The organism is Paenibacillus caui, from assembly GCF_019904135.1.
Classification (GTDB): domain Bacteria; phylum Bacillota; class Bacilli; order Paenibacillales; family Paenibacillaceae; genus Fontibacillus; species Fontibacillus caui.
Genome location: NZ_JAIOGQ010000004.1, coordinates 159,768 through 177,490, shown reverse-complemented (window position 1 = coordinate 177,490; position 17,723 = coordinate 159,768). Strand labels below are relative to the sequence as shown.

Below are 17,723 nucleotides of genomic sequence, written 5' to 3'. Positions count from 1 at the left end.
CTTTTGCCTCCGGCTTCCTTCAGATTCCACCTCACGATGGGACACCCTTACCCTTGGCTAATGGTAGGCGCTCGCCAGCCCCCATTCCGGACTTTCACCGTGTAGATGACGCCCATGCTGGGCGTACTAAAAAAGGAGTCGCCCTGATAAAGACAGGACGGCTCCTTCATCAACTGGCATCCTTCTATTTGAAGAAGCCCTTAATCCCCATCACATGATCGAGCGGGATATAGCCGATCATCCGGCTGTCCTTGCTGTTGTTGCGGTTATCGCCCATCACAAATACGTGATCCGCCGGCACGTTATATACCTGATCCGGCCCAATGACCATCTGTTCCTTAATGTAAGGTTCATTCAGAAGCTGGCCGTTGCGGTATACTTTGCCTTCCTTGATCTCGATCTTGTCTCCCGGTTTGCCGATCAATCGCTTCACAAAAAAAATCTCCTGTTTGGACTCGCCGGTAAGCATGGCGATAATCGGGTGCTCCTTGATATCGTCCATAAACGTCCGGGACCGGTCCACCCGGCTGTCGATAATAACAATATCCCCGTAATCCGGTACGTTACCGAGTGTATGCGACCATTTTTCCGCGTAAATCCGCTGTCTGTCATGCAGTGTCGGATCCATGGAATGCCCGTCAACCTTATAAGGCTGAATAACAAAGATGCCGATAAACAAGCTGAGTATAAATGCAATTCCAATGGAAAACAGCCATCCGCGGATTTCCTTCCACACCTTCATTACATACAACCTCCATTTTTTTCATGAGGCCATTATATCACAATCTAATAGAGCAGGGAAAATATCGACTCCAGACGTAAGCCGCTGCCAAAATTCAGGATTCCAGGGAAAGCGAAAAATCAACGTCCTATTTATAAAAGCCTGTTTATAGGATAAAATTATAAGAGCTGAAAATCCGCTTCTATTAAGTCTTTTACAAAAAAATCAGGAGGTCCCATGGAACTCAGACAACTTCAATATACACTGCAAATTGCCGAAGAGCGCAACTTCTCAAGAGCGGCAGACAAGCTGCACATCGCCCAGCCTTCGCTCAGCCAGCAGCTCTCCAAGCTGGAAAAAGAGCTCGGTGTGCTGTTGTTCCATCGCAACACGAGCTCCGTAGAATTGACCCATGCCGGCGAAAGCTTTGTCGGCCACGCCCGCCGGATTATGGATGCCGTAGAGCAGCTCCGGCAGGAAATGGACGACATTTCGCAGCTTCGCAGCGGGCGGGTAGTTGTCGGCAGCATGCCGATTACCGGCTCGCACCTGCTTCCCTACGTGCTGCCTGAATTCAAGAAGGCGTTCCCCGGCATCCAGATCTCATTGCTGGAAGATACTTCGCTCAATTTGGAGAAGCTGACGGCTGGCGGCGGAACGGATCTCAGCCTGCTTTCCCTTCCGCTTCAGGAGCCTTCTCTTACCTATGAGGTCATTGGCGAAGAGCGGATCCTGCTTGCCGTCCCACCCGATCATCCCCTCGCCAATAGGACGGAAGCCGACGGAGTCCGCATTGAAGAGCTCCGCCATGAGCCATTTGTCGTCCTGAAGAAAGGCCAGGGGTTTCGCAAACTGACTGTCGGATTATGTCATGAAGCCGGTTTTGAGCCAAATGTCGTGTTTGAAAGCAATAACATCGAAACCGTACAGTCCCTTGTGGCAGCCGGAATGGGCATTACGCTGGTCCCGCGCTTTATCGCCCGCGCGAAGCGCAGCGAGCTCATTCCCGTCTACGTTCCGCTCGCCGAGCCTGTTCCGAGCCGGGTGCTGGTCATCGCGTACCGCAAGGGGCGTTATTTGTCCAGGGCTGCCGAGGCTTTTATCCAGACATTCAAAAATACGCTTGCCCAGCGGTTGAACGATGATAGCGAATAAGCAGGCTACAGACGGTACACATCCGGTCTGCGGTCCTCAAAAACAGGAATGCGGCCGCGCACTTCGTCCACCAGCGGCAGCTGGATTTGCGCGGTGACAATCGTCTCCTCTTCGCCGCCTTCGGCAACAATTTCGCCCCAGGGGTCGATAATCATCGAATGTCCGAAGAAACGGTCACTGCCGCTTTCCCCGACCCGGTTGCAGGCGACCACGTACATTTGATTTTCAATCGCCCTTGCGGCAAGCAGCGTCCGCCAGTGGTACAGGCGCGGATGCGGCCACTCGGCGGGCAGGAACAGCACTTTGGCTCCCGCCAGGGCCAGGCTTCTCGCCAGCTCCGGGAAGCGGATGTCGTAGCAGATTGAGGCGCCGCACTGCACGCCATCCAGTTCAAACGTGACGGCCTGATTGCCTGCCGTCAGATGCTTCTCCTCCTGCATCAACCGGAAGAGATGGATTTTCGAATAGCTGCCGGCCTCACGGCCCTGGCGGTCAAACATCAGCATCGTGTTTCGAACCTGCCCGTCCTCGCCTTTCTCGGCGACCGAGCCTGCCACGATATGGATGCCGTGCTTGGCAGCAAAGGCGCTGATCCAGGCTCTCGAGTCCTTTGCTGACGGGTCGGCCAGCTCCTGAATGCGATCAAGCGCATAGCCGGTGTTCCACATTTCCGGAAGAACAATCACATCAGGTTTCGCCTTGGCCCCCGCTGCGCGCTCCATAGCGGCTTCAAGCCGTTCCCGGTTGCGGGCGGGATCGCCAAGCACGATATCAGATTGGATAAGAGCCAAATTCCAGGTTTCCGGATTTTGTTGCATGATTTTCTTCCTTTCCATGGCTTGAATTTGTCTTCATGATAATAGGACGCTGTATCCGAGTCAATTCAAGGTATACAGCTTGGATAAATCGTGTTAAATTATCAATATTCCAATTTAAACAGACCGGAGTGTTGAAAGTGAGCGCTAACCATACAGAGAATGCAGAAATCCATCTGCCACTTGACATTGAACCGGCGGAGGTTATGAAGCGATTGCCGAAGCAGTTTTTCGCGGGGCTTGTCCAGAAGGTTGGACGCGAGGTGGCCGCAGGCCACGATGTCATCAATCTCGGCCAGGGCAACCCGGACCGTCCCACCCCTCCGCACATTGTACAATCGCTGCAGGAAGCTGCAGCCAATCCTCTTTACCATAAATATTCGCCTTTTTCGGGCTATTCGTTTCTGAAAGAAGCGATTTGCCAGCGTTACAAGGAGGATTACGGCGTCACGCTGGATCCCGAGAAGGAAGTCGCGATTTTGTTTGGCGGCAAAACAGGACTCGTACAAATCAGCCAAATTTTGCTGAATCCCGGCGATCTGTGTCTTGTTCCCGACCCGGGTTATCCCGATTACTGGTCGGGCGTGGCCCTCGCCGGAGCGGAGATGTCGCTCATGCCGCTTCTGGAATCCAACAGCTTTTTGCCGGACTATGATGCCATTTCCGAGCAGGACAAAAGCCGCGCCAAGCTGATGTTCCTGAACTACCCGAACAATCCGACAGGCGCGACCGCACCGGCTTCCTTTTATGAAGAAACGGTACGATTTGCCGCGAAGCACGGCATTGCCGTAGCCAGCGATTTCGCCTATGGCGCCATCGGCTTTGACGGCAAGCGCCCGATCAGCTTCCTGCAGACGCCCGGCGCAAAAGAAGTAGGCGTTGAATACTATACGCTTTCCAAAACCTACAATATGGCCGGATGGCGGGTGGGATTCGCACTTGGCAACGAGAAGATCATCTCGCTGATCAACTTGCTTCAGGATCACATTTACGTCAGCCTGTTTGGCGGCATACAGGAAGCGGCTAAAGTCGCTCTGACAAGCGACCAGCAGAACGTCCGCGATTTGGCTGCCCTGTACGAAACGCGCCGCAACGCCCTCTTCTCGGAACTGGACAAGATCGGCTGGAACGCCAACAAGCCAAGCGGCTCCTTCTTCGCCTGGCTGCCCGTTCCGAAGGGCACGGACTCGGCTTCATTTGCCGACTCGCTGCTGCGCGAAAGCAAAGTCGCTGTCGCCCCCGGCATCGGCTTCGGACGGTACGGCGAGGGCTATGTCCGGGTAGGCCTCCTCACCGAGGGGGACCGGCTGCAGGAAGCGGTCCGCCGCATTGGAAAACTTGGCCTGTTCTAAGTTGATTCACCTTTGCAAAGTATTAAAGAGCATGTTATTCTAGCAATAAATACGCTTAAACGCTATGACGGGACCAGTAAGCGAAGAACAGCGCCGTTTATCAGAGAGTAAATTCCATCTTGGCTGCGAGAATTTACCGGAGCTTTCGCCGAATCCTACCCCTGAGCGGCCGGCAAATTGCCGGACAGCCGCCTGCTGTTACCCAGGACATGAGTCGGATGATATCATTCATCAATAAAGGTGGTACCGCGGAAGTCAAGCTTTCGTCCTTTGCAGCCCTGCAAAGGCGGAAGCTTTTGTTTGTTTATACATACGTTTGAAAGGAGGAATCCCATGTTGCATCGAATCGTTGTCAAAATTGGCAGCAGCTCTCTGACGGAAGACGAGGGCGGACTGAATCAGGATGCTGTCCGTTTTTTCGCCTCGGAGCTTGCCGCTTTGAAAGCTGCGGGATGCCAGCCTGTCCTTGTCACCTCCGGCGCTGTAGCCGCAGGCTTTCGTGAGATCGGCTACACCCATCGCCCCAAAGTGCTGCACGAGAAGCAGGCAGCGGCCGCAGTAGGCCAGGCGCTCCTGATGCAGTCCTACCGGGATGCCTTTGCCGAACACGACATTTGCGCCGCCCAGGTGCTGCTCACCAGAGCGGACTTCAACAGCCGGAAACGGATGGGCAATGCGAGCATGGCGCTCGATGAACTGCTGAAGCAGGGAGTAATTCCGATTATTAACGAGAACGATACCGTATCCATTGACGAGCTGAAATTTGGCGATAACGACACTTTATCGGCGCTGGTGGCCAACCTGATTAAAGCCGACAAGCTGCTTATTTTGACGGATATGGACGGCCTTTATACGAAAGATCCAAGGATTGATCCAACCGCCGAGCGGATACGACAGGTCGATGAAATAACGGATCAGCTCTATGCTGCAGCCGGCGGCGCAGGCTCTGAAGTTGGCACTGGCGGAATGCGATCCAAGCTGGATGCCGCCCGGATCGCCACTCGCGGCGGAATATCCGTATTTATCGGCAAAGCCCCGGGGACTGGCGACTTGCTCGGAGCTGCCTTGGGAGAAGGGAAAGGCACTTATTTCAGCACTTCCCTTTCCGCCCTGCCGCGCAAAAAGCAGTGGCTCGGATTTTTATCCACACCGCTTGGAAGCCTATATGTTGACGCAGGCGCTGAGGAAGCGCTGATCCATGGCGGCAGGAGCCTGCTGCCGGTGGGCGTCAAGAGCGTACAGGGCTCTTTTCACACCGGGGACGTTGTCGAAGTATTCAATCTGGACGGCGTTACTCTTGGCAGAGGCATAACCAACTACGACACAGAGCAGCTGCAGGCCATCAAGGGGCTGTCCAGCGGGGATGTCGTCAAGCAAATTGACGTCGTCCACCGGCTCGAGGTCATTCACCGTGACGAATGGATTTCTTTAAAATAAACCGGCCTAATCAAAGCCAATGAAGAATGGAGGCTCGAAATGACGAGTGAAGCAAGAGAAAAAGCGGCGCTTGCCGCAGCTGCGGCCCCGGTCCTTGCCAGGCTGACAACAAGTGAAAAAAACGAGGCTCTGCTGACCGCAGCCGATGCGCTTATTACAGGCGCCGACGAAATCATCAAAGCCAATCATGAAGATCTGGCCCGCGGCGAACAGATGGGCACATCGGCGTCGCTGCTGGACCGGCTTGCGCTGAACCGGGAGCGGATCGCAGCCATCGCCGAAGGTCTGCGGCAAATTGTGGAGCTCCCGGACCCTGTCGGCGAGATCCTGGAGACGATTGACCGCCCGAACGGGCTGCACATTGTCAAGCAGCGTGTTCCGCTTGGAGTCATCGGCATTATTTATGAAGCGAGACCGAACGTAACCGTCGATGCCGCAGGACTTTGCCTCAAAACAGGCAATGCTGTAGTGCTTCGCGGAGGCTCATCCGCCCTCGCCTCCAACCGCAAAATTGTCGAACTGATCCATCAGGCACTCGAAAAAACGGCTGTTCCCAAAGAAGCGCTGCAGTTGATCGAAGATCCGGATCGTTCCTCCGTTGATGAAATGCTGAAGCTGAACGGTCTGCTGGACGTGATTATTCCGCGTGGCGGCAGCTCCCTCATTCAGCATGTCGTTCAGAACGCTACGGTCCCTGTCATTGAGACCGGTGCCGGCATTTGCCATACGTATCTGGATAGAACGGCCGATCCGGAAATGGCCAAGGCGATCGCGATCAACGCCAAAGCCCAGCGCCCGTCCGTATGCAATTCTATGGAGACGCTGCTTGTCAACGTGGAATTCGCTGCCTCCCACCTGCCTGAACTCGGCGAGTCATTCAGCCAGGCTGGCGTAGAGCTGAGAGGCTGCGAGCGCACGCGCAAGCTGCTGCCGGACATCAAAGCGGCTACCGAGCAGGATTACGCAACGGAGTATAATGACTATATCCTGAATGTGAAAGTGGTTGACGGTCTGCAGGAAGCGATTAGCCATATTGCCAAATTCGGCACCAAACATTCGGAATGCATCGTGACCGAGTCGGCCTCGAATGCCGATCGCTTTCTTCTGGAGGTGGATGCCGCAGCCGTTTATCACAACGCTTCAACCCGCTTTACCGATGGGTTTGAGTTCGGTTTTGGCGCCGAGATCGGCATCAGTACGCAAAAGCTGCATGCCAGAGGCCCGATGGGACTTCCCGCGCTGACGTCCACAAAATACAAGATTACCGGATCGGGACAAATTCGAGAGTAGCTTAAGTTCATAGTCCATATCTATTCCATTTGCAGGAGGTAATTCAAATGTCCATACCGGAGCAATCCACTTCCCCGGCCATCGTTTTTCACGGCGCAGGCTCCATGGCGGAAGCTATCGTTCGCGGTCTGATTTCAACCGGAACATCCAAACCGGGGACCATCGCCATGCTGAACCGCAGCAACCGGGAACGGCTGCAGGCGCTGTCTGACCGCTACGGCGTTCACACCGCGAACGAGCCTGCCGACAAGGAAAAGCTGCTCGCAGAGGCCGAAATCATCGTCCTCGCCATGAAGCCGAAGGATGCCGGCGCAGCCATTAAACTTTTGGGGCCGCTGCTGCATGATGGCCAGCTTATCGTATCCGTTGTCGCCGGCCTCTCGATCCGCACGATTCAAACCTTGCTGGGACAAAAGCTGCCGGTCGCAAGGACGATGCCGAACACGTCCAGCACGATCGGGCTTGGCGCGACCGGTATTTCGTTTTCGGAGGAAGTGACGGACGACTTGCGGCACCGTACGCTGTCCATCTTTGAAGCGGTCGGCACCGTTAGCGTCATTCCTGAAGAACAGATGGATATCCTGACGGGCGTTTCCGGCAGCGGTCCGGCCTATGTGTACTTCATGATGGAGGCAATGATCGCGGCGGGCATTGAAGGCGGGCTTACGCCGGAGCAGTCCAGGGAGCTTACGGTTCAAACCGTGCTTGGAGCCGCCTCCATGATGAGGGAGACAGGCGAAGAGCCTGCCGAGCTGCGCCGGGCGATTACCTCGCCGGGTGGTACGACTCAGGCCGCGCTGGAAGTGCTCGCGCAGCAGGGCTTCCCCGAAGCGGTGAAGAGAGCCGTTCATCGCGCCGCGGAGCGATCCCGCGAAATGGGGGCCGCGATTGAGGAGGAATTGTCGTGAGCTTCTGCACAGCCACTTACCGGATTTATGACGATAAAGCGGACTTTGACAAGAAAGCCAAATCGATTGCCGTCGGCATGACCGTAGGCAGTTGGACCGAGCTTCCTCAGCTTCAACAGGAACAAATGCGAAAGCATTTGGGACATGTGGAAAGCGTTAAGGTCCATGAACCGGAAGGCGCAGCCCCGGGTGAACGCTACGCCGATGTGGTGATCGCCTATCCCGACATTAACTACACCAAAGACATCCCGGCGCTGCTGATCACCGCCTTTGGCAAAATCTCCATGGACGGCAAAATCCGGCTGCTGAATCTTGGCCTTTCCGAATCGTTTCTTTCCGCTTTTCCGGGTCCAAAATTCGGGATTCCGGGCATTCGGAGCTTGCTGGACAACCACAACCGCCCTTTGCTCATGAGCATCTTCAAATCGGTTGTCGGCTACGATCTGGACGGTCTGAAGAAGCAGTTTATGGCCCAGGCGCTGGGCGGCGTCGATTTGGTCAAGGACGATGAAATTTTGTTTGAGAACGAGCTGACCCCGATTGAACGACGGGCTGAGGCTTGCCTGAAGGCGGCCGAAAAGGCGCAAGCGATCACGGGCAAAAAACTGCTGTACGCCGTCAACTTGACCGGCAAAACTTCCGAACTCCGCAGCCAGGCGCTGAGGGCCATAAACGCCGGAGCGACCGCCCTTCTGTTCAGCACGCTGGCCTATGGCTTTGACGCGCTGCAGGAGCTGAGCGCAGACCCGGACATCCATGTCCCGATCGTCGCTCATCCTTCCCTCGCCGGCGCCATTTATCCGTCCAAGCATTACGGAATCGCCCCTGCCCTGCTGCTGGGCAAGCTGCTGAGAGTCGCCGGCGCCGACCTTGTGCTCTTCCCTTCGCCTTACGGTTCCGTCGTTATGCCGAGGGAAGAAAATCTGGCGATCCGGGATGAGCTGGTTCGCGAGGATCTGCCGCTGAAACCCAGCTTCCCGGTTCCGTCGGCGGGCATCCATCCGGGGCTTGTCCCGCGCATTCTGGGCGATTTTGGAACCGATGTCGTCGTCAATGCAGGCGGCGGCATTCACGGGCATCCCGGCGGCGCGCAGGCCGGGGGGCAAGCTTTCCTGCAGGCCATTGACGCCGCCATGAACAACGTGGCGCTTGAGGAAGCGGCGCTCCGGCTGCCGGAGCTGAAAGCGGCACTTGACCTTTGGGGAGGAAGCAAATGACCGGCAAGAAGGAACCCGTCATTTTCTGCGATTTTGACGGGACGATTACGAACAGCGACAACATTGTGGCGATTATGAAGCACTTCAGGCCGGAAGGCTATGAACCGATTATGGATGCGACAGTCCGCCAGGAGCTCTCCATCCGGGAAGGTGTTGGCCGAATGTTCGCGCTTCTTCCATCCGCCATGAAACAGGAAATTACGGATTTTGTGCTGGGACAAGCAGGGATTCGAGCAGGATTCAAGGAGTTTCTGCAGTATGTGCGGGAGCAGCGCATTGAATTCAATGTGACCAGCGGAGGGATCGATTTCTTTCTGGGGCCGCTGCTGGCTCCCTTTCAGATTGAGCCGGAGCATATTTATTGCAACGCCTCCGATTTTGGCGGAGAGACGATCCGCATCGTATGGCCCCATCCCTGTGACGATGAGTGCGGGAATGGCTGCGGCATGTGCAAAACAACCGTAATGCGGCGATACCCTAAGGAGCGTTATGAACGCATATTGATCGGCGACAGCCTGACCGATTTCGAAGGCGCAAAGCTGGCCGACCGCGTATATGCAAGGGCGCGACTGACCGAGCAATGCCGCGAGCTCGGCGTTCCTTACACGCCGTTTGAAACCTTTTACGATATAATGAACGACATGAAGTCAAGAGAAAGAAAGGATCGTGAATGATGAGCTTCCATCTGATTCCCCTTGAGGAAAAACTTAAGGCCCTGGATGAGCTCCGCACCGTCAAGGAGCTGTTCGCATCCAGAGGCTGGTTTCCAGGCACCAGCGGCAATCTTTCGGTCAGAGTCGGCGGCTTTGCGGAAGAGGCCTTTTATTTCGCCGTCACGGCCAGCGGAAAAGACAAGTCCGTCAGTACGCCCGAGGATTTTCTGTTCGTAGATCAGCAGGGCAAGCCTTGCGAGACGACGGGGCTTAAGCCGAGCGCCGAAACGCTCATTCATGCGGAGATTTACCGTCTAACGGGCTGCGGCGCCATTTTTCATATCCATACCATCTTCAACAGCATAATCAGCGAACGCTACGGCGACAAAGGAGCCGTTCCCGCGCAAGGAATCGAGCTCATCAAGGGTCTCGGCATCTGGGAGGAAAATGCAAAGATCGAGGTTCCCGTCCTCCCCAACTACGCGAACATTTCAAAGATCGCAGAGCTTGTTCCAGACGCGCTCAAAGGCGATATCCCCGGCATCCTGCTGCGCAATCACGGCATCTATGCCTGGGGCAACAACGTGTTCGAAGCCAAGCGGCATCTGGAGGCGTTCGAGTTTATTTTTGAGCATATTTATCACAGCTTGCTGCTGCCTTAGCCAATCTGTCAATCGTAGAAAAAAAACTCCAGACTCCCGGCGCTTGTTGCGGAGCTGGAGTTTTTATTTTAATTTTCGTCGATATGCTTGCCGTACGCCTCGGCATCCAGAAGCTTCGCGAAAGCTTCCTCCCCGCTGCCGGACAGCTTGATCTTGACCATCCAGCCGCCGCCGTACGGGTCCTCGTTCACCAGTTCAGGCGCATCCTGAAGCTTGTCGTTCACTTCCACAACGCTTCCGCTAACCGGTGAGAACAGATCGGATACCGTCTTGACGGATTCAATCGTCCCGATCCCGTCTTCCGCATCCACTTCGGTCCCCAAGTCCGGAAGCTCCACAAACACAATATCGCCGAGCCGGTCCTGGGCAAAATCGGTGATGCCAACGAGCACGGTTCCGTCACCCATATCCTGCACCCATTCATGTTCTTCGCTGTACCATAGTCCTTGTTTAATTTCGCTCATCGCTCTATTTACGCTCCATTCCTCATGACCAGATTTTGCCTGATGCTTGGCGCCAGACACGGATTTACAAATCTAGGTTATTCATTTCGCTTGCAAATGTCAATATATCTTACATTTTTTACGCCTGTCCTGATAACAGCCGCCAACCCTTGCCAGATTGCCCGCCTTTGCCTCATAAATTTCAAATTTAATGATAATTTTATTGACATCTCGTGCGGTTTCCCGTTTTAATGAGAGTATGAAGAAAAAGCGGTTGAACGTAAAGGGAGAGCTTATCGCTGCTTGAGCGGTAACGCCGAAGGAGCAAGTTCCGGTCACGGACCCGGAGTGAATCTCTCAGGCAAAAGGACTTTTACCGGACGCATCTCTGGAGAGCATTTGGTCCCGGCAAGGGCCGAATCACCCAAGGGGAAACCTATGAACACCCAATCCGGGTGTCGATCGTGTAGGGTAACTCTCAGGTACCAAGGACAGAGCCTTCAGGAATCCGGGCTTGGCGATATTTTTCGTCAGCCAGCGGGTTCCTGGGCCTGTCCTTTTTGTGCTGCCCGCAAAGCGTTATTTAAAGCCCAGGTACAAACAAATTCCAGCCAATCATTCACGAGGTGATAAAAATGACAGATCTGCTTAGGACACCGCTGTTTCCCTGCTATTCCGATTTTCCAGGGGCAAGATGCATTGATTTCGGCGGATGGGAACTGCCTGTTCAGTTCGAAGGCATCCAGAAAGAGCATGAAGCCGTGCGCACGCGTGCCGGTTTGTTTGATGTATCCCATATGGGAGAGTTCATTGTGGAAGGTGTGGGCGCGCTCGCTTTCCTTCAGCACATGCTGACCAATGATGTATCGGTCCTAAAGCCGGGCGACGTCCAATATACGCTGATGTGCTATCCGGACGGCGGCGTCGTGGATGACCTGCTCGTCTACTGCCTGGCTGACAACAAATACATGCTTGTCGTCAACGCGTCCAATATCTCGAAGGATTGGGACTGGCTCCGCGAACACCAGGCAGAAAACGTCCAGATGACCGATGTCTCGGCAAGCACCGCCCTGATTGCCTTGCAAGGTCCTTTGGCAGCGCAAATCCTTATGGATGCTGCGGGAGCTGCCGCGATCCCGGCCTCCCCTTTTACGTTTCTTATGAACGTCGAACTCTTTGGCGGTAAAGTCATCGTTTCCCGTACCGGCTATACCGGCGAAGACGGATTTGAAATTTACGCCCTGGCGGACAATGCTGGGACGATCTGGAGAGGGCTGTTTTCGGTCGGAGCGGCGCACGGACTAGTGCCGGCTGGGCTTGGAGCGCGCGATACACTGCGCTTTGAAGCGAAGCTGCCTTTGTATGGCCAGGAGCTTTCGGCGACGATTTCTCCTTTGGAAGCCGGCGTCGGTTACTTTGTGAAATGGAACAAAGGGGACTTTATCGGACGGAGCGCCCTGGAGCGCCAGAAACTGGCCGGTCCAAAGCGTAAGCTTGTCGGCATTGAAATGATTGACCGCGGAATTCCGCGGAGCCATTATCCCGTATTTGCTGATGGAGTCCAGATCGGCGAAGTGACCACCGGCACCCAGTCGCCTACGCTCAAGCGGAATCTGGGGCTTGCGCTCGTGGACAGCAAATACGCTGCGATCGGAACCAAGGTCGAAGTTGAGATTCGCGGCAAACGGCTCAAGGCCGAAGTCGTGAAGGCTCCATTCTATAAAAATACACCCAAGTCTGCCAAAGGAGCTGAGTAAACATGAAGCACCGTTATTTGCCCATGACCGAGCAGACGAAAGCCGAAATGCTCGCCGCTGTCGGTGTCGAATCGGTTGAAGATTTGTTCAAGGATATTCCTGCCGCCATCCGTTTTCAAGGAGAGCTTCCGGTTTCGCCCGCCCTTGACGAATATGCCCTTACGCGCCATATGGGCGCCCTGGCCGGACAAAATGCGGATACCGATCGTTTTGTCAGCTTTCTTGGCGCAGGGATTTACGATCATCATGTCCCTTCCGTCATTAATCACGTCGTTTCCCGCTCCGAATTTTATACGGCTTATACGCCTTATCAGCCTGAAGTCAGCCAGGGCGAGCTGCAGGCCATTTTCGAGTTTCAGTCCTATATCTGCGAACTGACCGGCATGGCCGTAGCGAACGCCAGCATGTACGACGGAGCGACCGCGCTGGCGGAAGCCGCCAATTTGGCCGCTGCGGCAACGCGCCGCAAACGGATCGTCGTCTCCCGCGCCGTTCATCCAGAAGCGAGAAGCGTTCTGCACACTTATGCGCACGGACTTAACCTGGATGTGGTGGAAGTGGAAACCCGAAACGGCGTCACCGATCCCGAGGCGCTGGCCGCAGCCGTAACCCCGGATACCGCAGCCGTACTCGTGCAAAGCCCAAACTTCTTTGGCGCCATTGAAAATATTCCGGCGATCGGCGAGCTGATCCACGCCGGGAAGGGCCTCCTGATCGTCAGCACCAACCCGCTGGCGCTCGGTCTGATCGAGGCTCCCGGCAAGCAGGGCGCGGATATCGTTGTCGGCGACGCCCAGCCGCTCGGCATCTCCGGCTCCTTCGGCGGCCCGACCTGCGGTTTCTTTGCGGTTTCGGAAGCCCATATGCGGCGGATGCCGGGACGCATCGTCGGCCAAACGAAGGACCGCAATGGCAAAAGGGGCTTTGTGCTTACGCTGCAAGCCCGCGAGCAGCATATCCGACGCGAGAAGGCAACGTCCAACATTTGCTCCAACCAGGCACTGCTCGCCCTCTGCGCATCCGTTTATCTGTCTGTCATGGGCAGACGCGGCCTTGTTGAAGTCGCCGAACTCAACCTGCAAAAAAGCCACTATGCCAAACAAAAGCTGGCTGGCGTCAGCGGAGTGACCGTTCCTTTTACATCTCCGACGTTTAACGAATTTGTCATCAGGCTGCCTGAAGGTGCGAATATGTCCCGGATCCAGAGCAAGCTGCTGGAAGAAGGTTATATCGGCGGCTATGATCTCGGAAGAAGTTATCCCGAGCTTGCGGGACATCTGCTGATTGCCGTGACGGAGCGCCGCAGCAAAGAAGAAATCGACCGGTTCGCGGTCATCCTGGAGGGATTGCTATGAGTATGAGCGAAACCATAAACCGTAATGAGAAGCATGACAAAGCGCTGATTTTTGAACTTAGCCGTCCGGGACGCACCGCTTACTCCCTGCCTGAGATGGACGTACCGGTTCAGAAGATCCATGAGCTGATTCCGGAAGGCATGCTGCGCAAGCAGGAGGCCGCTCTTCCCGAAGTATACGAAGTCGACGTCATCCGCCATTACACCGAGCTGTCCCGGCGCAATTTCGGCGTGGATAACGGCTTTTACCCGCTCGGTTCCTGTACGATGAAATACAATCCGAAAATCAACGAGGATGTAGCCCGCTACGCCGGCTTCGCCAAAATTCATCCTTACCAGCCTGAAGAAAGCATTCAGGGCGCGCTTGAACTGATGTATACCTTGCAAAAGGATCTGGCCGGACTGACCGGCATGGATGCGGTCACGCTGCAGCCTGCGGCAGGCGCCCACGGCGAATGGACAGGGCTCATGATGATTCGCGCCTACCATGAAGCGAACGGCCAGCATGAGCGGACCAAGGTCATAGTCCCCGACTCCTCGCACGGCACGAACCCGGCGAGCGCATCGGTTGCCGGGTTCCAGACGGTGACGATTCCTTCGACGGACAAAGGTCTTGTCGATCTGGACGCGCTTCGCGCGGCCGTTGACGACGACACGGCAGCCCTGATGCTCACCAACCCGAACACGCTAGGCTTGTTTGAAGAGCACATCGTAGAAATTGCCGAAATCGTGCATGAGGCGGGCGGACTTCTCTATTACGACGGGGCCAACTCCAACGCGATCATGGGCATTACCCGCCCGGGGGACATGGGCTTTGACGTCGTTCACCTGAACCTGCACAAAACGATGAGCACGCCTCACGGGGGCGGCGGACCCGGAGCCGGTCCTGTTGGCGTCAAAAGCCTGCTCATCCCTTACCTGCCGAATCCGGTTGTCATCCAAAAGGATGACGGCACGTTTGCGTTCAGCGAGAAAAGCGATTCCTCAATCGGCCGCGTGAAAGCCTACTACGGCAACTTCGGTATTCTGGTTCGCGCTTATGCCTATATCCGTACTTACGGACCTGAGGGCCTGCGCCGGGTATCCGAATATGCGGTGCTTAACGCCAACTATTTGCGGGCCCGTCTTGCTCCTTATTACCAGATGCCGTATGACCGGATCTGCAAGCACGAGTTTGTCATGTCCGGCAGCGGTTTGAAGCCGTACGGCATCCATACGCTCGATGTGGCCAAACGGCTGCTCGATTTCGGCTACCATCCGCCGACCATTTATTTTCCGCTTAATGTGGAAGAATGCATTATGATTGAGCCAACGGAAACCGAAAGCAAAGAAACCCTTGACGGCTTCATCGAAGCCATGATTCAAATTGCGAGTGAAGCCAGGGAGAACCCTGAGCTGCTGCTGAATGCGCCCTATACCACACCTGTGACCCGTCTGGATGAAACCGGCGCGGCCCGCAAACCGGTGCTGAACTGCGCCTGCAGCTAAACCGTTTCCCTCGATTCTGAAAGAAATGCTTTCCGCTGATTAAACGATAACAAGCCCCGGGTCCGTTGGAAGGTTGAAGCCTGCTGACGACCCGGGGCTTGTTCTTACTGGTCTCTCAAATTCTTATTCTTCTCAGTGATTCAACGCTGTTTGTCTGGATCTGAAATCATGAATGGCTTCCCCCACTGCATCTTTTAAACCATACTTCGTTGTAAAGCCCAAGCTCCTGATCTTCTTATCATCCCATAACCGGTTTACTGTAAGCATTTGGACGGCAAATCTGGATAAAGGAGGCTCCTTGGTGGCCGGAGTCATATACTCAGCAAGTCCACCAATCGCCCAAGCAATAGGCCTTGGAATCTTAATTGTTCTTGAAAACGAGCCCACCGAAACGTCGATCATTTCTTTTAAATCTCCCCAAGTTGTATCAAATCCCTTTAAGTTATAAATACCAGTATCTTCAGGGGATTTTTGATGAGTCCCTAACCAAGTCATAGCCCGTCCTATATCTCGCGTATCAACCAAGGAAACACGGGCATTCCCATTTCCAAGAATAGGGTACCTTCCTTTTTTGTGCGCCTCATACAATTTTAGAAAGAAAGATGAATGGTCTCTGGCACCAATGGTGCTCGCCGGGCGAAGGATCATAGTTTCCAGGCCCGTACTTTTCCCGTATTGCTGAACAATCTGCTCTCTTTGAAATTCAATCTCCTGTATGGGGTACTCGGGCTTTGAGATGTAAGATTCATCAAACGGATCGCTGCTTTTGAAATCATAAAGGACGATTGTACTTAGCTGAATAAATTTTGACACGCCGATCGCTGATGCAGCTTCAAGCAGTTCTCTCGTTAATTTAATCTCTACATCGGCACCTGCTACTTTTCTTCCCAGTACCTTTGCACCTGCTGTACAATTATAAACGACATCTTTCCCCCTCATGCATTCGGCCACTTCAGATGGATCGTTAAAATTAACGACTTGAGCATGAACTCCAAGAGCTCGTAGAAATCGAGTGTCGCTTGACTTGCGGACAGCAACCGTTACTTCATGATCCGCCAGTTTTAGTTGTTCAACTACGTGGCTTCCTATGAAGCCAGTTCCCCCAAATACTATCGCCTTCACTTTAACTTCTTCCTCCATTATCGCTGCAGCTTTCTTCGATAATCTGAATAAGCTGTTTGACTTGATGTAACGAATTATCAATCCTCAGATAATAAAATTTTTCCTTACCTAACTTCTTAAAATCGATAAGGCCTGCCAGTCTCATGATTTTGAGATGATGTGAAATCGCGGGACGCGACAGGTCATTCAAGTGATCTGTAATCCCATTTACCGTCAACCGGTCAAATTGCATAAGAAGCAGTATTATTTTTTGACGATTAGGATCTCCAAGCGCCTGAAAAACGGCACTCACTTCTTTAAATTTTTCAGCTACCTGTTCTTTATTGTTACAATGGTGGAAGCCTTCCATCATTTCATCTCCTAATATGTTTAAAAGATTAAACTTATTTAAGTAATAAACCTGGACTTACATTTATGCAAGCTATTTTATTCTTTTCATTTGAGTAGCTTCGAGAGTAATATACCGAAAATGAAAAGACCGGCCCTCCGGCCGGTCCGAAAAGTTCCATTAACATTCATGATCACTTAAAAACTTTAACGCGTTCTTCCACAGGCTGAAATTGTTTGTCGCCCGGCTGCGCCGCAGGTTTGCCAAAAGGCATTTGGGCAATCAGCTTCCAGTTTGAAGGAATGCCCCACGCGGACTTAACTTCAGCGTCGATCAGCGGGTTGTAGTGCTGAATGGATGCGCCCAATCCTTCTTGCTCCAGGGCAGTCCAGACCACGAGCTGCAGCATGCCGTTGGACTGATTCGCCCAAATCGGGAAATTGTCGGAATACGCCGCATACTGCTCCTGCAAACCTTTGATTACATTATCATCTTCAAAGAACAGAACGGTTCCATAGCCGTTATAAAATGAGGCCATTTTTTCAGATGTAGCTGCGAAAGCCTCTTCGTTTTTTGCAATTTTTCTTAGTTCTTCTTTGGTAATGTCCCACAATTTATTGTGGTTTTCTCCCAGCAGCACTACGGCACGGCTTGTTTGGGAATTGAAAGCGGTAGGCGTGTGTTTCACAGCCTCTTGGACGATTTCCACAATGCGCTCGTCGGAAACCGTGGATTCCTTGCTGATTCCGTAATAAGTCCGTCTGTTCTTCAATGCTTCAAAAAGTGTACTCATGTTTAGCAGCCTCCCTGAATAATTAAGTATTGTTTAAGTTCTTAAGTATACTGCCTGCTTTGCTCTCTAAAGAAAGCATGCGTCCGTACCTGCCAAAATATACAGAATGAAGTAATCCGTATATTTGGGTTCCAGAGTTAAAGTTCATTGATAGTAAATTAATTGTTAGTTACTTTTCGTAATTTAATATATAATAGTAATCAATTAATGTCAATACCTATATCATAA

Annotated in this window: 17 protein-coding genes and 2 riboswitches; of the genes, 11 read left to right on the top strand and 6 right to left on the bottom strand. The window is 53.6% G+C overall.

Annotation, left to right across the window (positions count from 1 at the left end; all coding sequences use genetic code 11):
- Positions 1-184: 184 nt before the first annotated feature.
- Entirely contained in the window at positions 185-742 is a 558-nt protein-coding gene (gene lepB, locus K7397_RS04180; RefSeq protein ID WP_223066680.1) for a signal peptidase I, read from the bottom strand.
- A gap of 216 nt (positions 743-958) precedes the next feature.
- Between lepB and K7397_RS04175 the strand changes: the two genes are divergently transcribed.
- Entirely contained in the window at positions 959-1,876 is a 918-nt protein-coding gene (locus tag K7397_RS04175) for a LysR family transcriptional regulator (RefSeq protein ID WP_223066679.1), read from the top strand.
- 5 nt (positions 1,877-1,881) lie between these two features.
- On the opposite strand, the gene K7397_RS04170 is transcribed toward K7397_RS04175, so the two are convergent.
- Entirely contained in the window at positions 1,882-2,694 is an 813-nt protein-coding gene (locus K7397_RS04170) for a carbon-nitrogen family hydrolase (protein ID WP_223066678.1), read from the bottom strand.
- A gap of 137 nt (positions 2,695-2,831) precedes the next feature.
- Here K7397_RS04170 and K7397_RS04165 point away from each other — a divergent pair, with 137 nt between their 5' ends.
- From K7397_RS04165 to mtnB, 7 genes are all read left to right on the top strand, one after another.
- The gene (locus tag K7397_RS04165) at positions 2,832-4,043 is read left to right on the top strand and encodes a pyridoxal phosphate-dependent aminotransferase (RefSeq protein WP_337926669.1); all 1,212 of its coding nucleotides are present in this window, start codon (positions 2,832-2,834) and stop codon (positions 4,041-4,043) included.
- A 333-nt stretch (positions 4,044-4,376) separates the two neighbouring features.
- A complete protein-coding gene (gene proB, locus K7397_RS04160) occupies positions 4,377-5,480 on the top strand; it encodes a glutamate 5-kinase (RefSeq protein WP_223066676.1) in 1,104 nt (367 codons plus the stop codon).
- Between the two features lie 39 nt (positions 5,481-5,519).
- On the top strand, positions 5,520-6,770 hold the full coding sequence (locus tag K7397_RS04155) for a glutamate-5-semialdehyde dehydrogenase (RefSeq protein WP_223066675.1): 1,251 nt from the start codon (positions 5,520-5,522) through the stop codon (positions 6,768-6,770).
- A gap of 47 nt (positions 6,771-6,817) precedes the next feature.
- Positions 6,818-7,678, top strand: coding sequence for a pyrroline-5-carboxylate reductase (gene proC, locus K7397_RS04150; RefSeq protein ID WP_223066674.1), 861 nt, complete (start codon positions 6,818-6,820; stop codon positions 7,676-7,678).
- Positions 7,675-8,895, top strand: coding sequence for a 2,3-diketo-5-methylthiopentyl-1-phosphate enolase (locus tag K7397_RS04145; RefSeq protein WP_223066673.1), 1,221 nt, complete (start codon positions 7,675-7,677; stop codon positions 8,893-8,895). Before proC ends, K7397_RS04145 begins: the two co-directional genes overlap by 4 nt.
- Positions 8,892-9,569: a 2-hydroxy-3-keto-5-methylthiopentenyl-1-phosphate phosphatase gene (locus K7397_RS04140; RefSeq protein WP_223066672.1), complete on the top strand. Its 678-nt coding sequence runs from the start codon at positions 8,892-8,894 to the stop codon at positions 9,567-9,569. The genes K7397_RS04145 and K7397_RS04140 overlap by 4 nt, the downstream gene beginning before the upstream one ends.
- The gene (gene mtnB / locus K7397_RS04135) at positions 9,569-10,210 is read left to right on the top strand and encodes a methylthioribulose 1-phosphate dehydratase (protein WP_223066698.1); all 642 of its coding nucleotides are present in this window, start codon (positions 9,569-9,571) and stop codon (positions 10,208-10,210) included. Before K7397_RS04140 ends, mtnB begins: the two co-directional genes overlap by 1 nt.
- A gap of 68 nt (positions 10,211-10,278) precedes the next feature.
- On the opposite strand, the gene gcvH is transcribed toward mtnB, so the two are convergent.
- The gene (gene gcvH, locus K7397_RS04130; RefSeq protein WP_223066671.1) at positions 10,279-10,674 is read right to left on the bottom strand and encodes a glycine cleavage system protein GcvH; all 396 of its coding nucleotides are present in this window, start codon (positions 10,672-10,674) and stop codon (positions 10,279-10,281) included.
- A 253-nt stretch (positions 10,675-10,927) separates the two neighbouring features.
- Positions 10,928-11,036, top strand: a riboswitch (glycine riboswitch).
- Positions 11,037-11,039: 3 nt separating this feature from the next.
- Positions 11,040-11,150, top strand: a riboswitch (glycine riboswitch).
- 138 nt (positions 11,151-11,288) lie between these two features.
- Here gcvH and gcvT point away from each other — a divergent pair.
- From gcvT to gcvPB, 3 genes are read left to right on the top strand one after another with little or no spacing between them, the layout of a single operon-like run.
- On the top strand, positions 11,289-12,410 hold the full coding sequence (gcvT, locus tag K7397_RS04125) for a glycine cleavage system aminomethyltransferase GcvT (RefSeq protein ID WP_223066670.1): 1,122 nt from the start codon (positions 11,289-11,291) through the stop codon (positions 12,408-12,410).
- 2 nt (positions 12,411-12,412) lie between these two features.
- Positions 12,413-13,765: an aminomethyl-transferring glycine dehydrogenase subunit GcvPA gene (gene gcvPA, locus K7397_RS04120; protein WP_223066669.1), complete on the top strand. Its 1,353-nt coding sequence runs from the start codon at positions 12,413-12,415 to the stop codon at positions 13,763-13,765.
- Positions 13,762-15,252: an aminomethyl-transferring glycine dehydrogenase subunit GcvPB gene (gcvPB, locus tag K7397_RS04115; protein ID WP_420488747.1), complete on the top strand. Its 1,491-nt coding sequence runs from the start codon at positions 13,762-13,764 to the stop codon at positions 15,250-15,252. The genes gcvPA and gcvPB overlap by 4 nt, the downstream gene beginning before the upstream one ends.
- Before the next feature lie 132 nt (positions 15,253-15,384).
- Here gcvPB and K7397_RS04110 read toward each other — a convergent pair whose 3' ends face one another.
- The 3 genes from K7397_RS04110 to K7397_RS04100 all read right to left on the bottom strand — a co-directional run bounded on the left by K7397_RS04110 (position 15,385) and on the right by K7397_RS04100 (position 17,495).
- Positions 15,385-16,392, bottom strand: coding sequence for an NAD-dependent epimerase/dehydratase family protein (locus K7397_RS04110; protein ID WP_237690653.1), 1,008 nt, complete (start codon positions 16,390-16,392; stop codon positions 15,385-15,387).
- Positions 16,376-16,723 carry an ArsR/SmtB family transcription factor gene (locus tag K7397_RS04105; RefSeq protein ID WP_223066695.1) on the bottom strand — a complete coding sequence of 116 codons (348 nt, stop codon included), beginning with the start codon at positions 16,721-16,723 and terminating at the stop codon, positions 16,376-16,378. The genes K7397_RS04110 and K7397_RS04105 overlap by 17 nt, the downstream gene beginning before the upstream one ends.
- 172 nt (positions 16,724-16,895) lie before the next feature.
- Entirely contained in the window at positions 16,896-17,495 is a 600-nt protein-coding gene (locus K7397_RS04100; RefSeq protein WP_223066668.1) for a nitroreductase family protein, read from the bottom strand.
- Positions 17,496-17,723 lie beyond the last annotated feature (228 nt).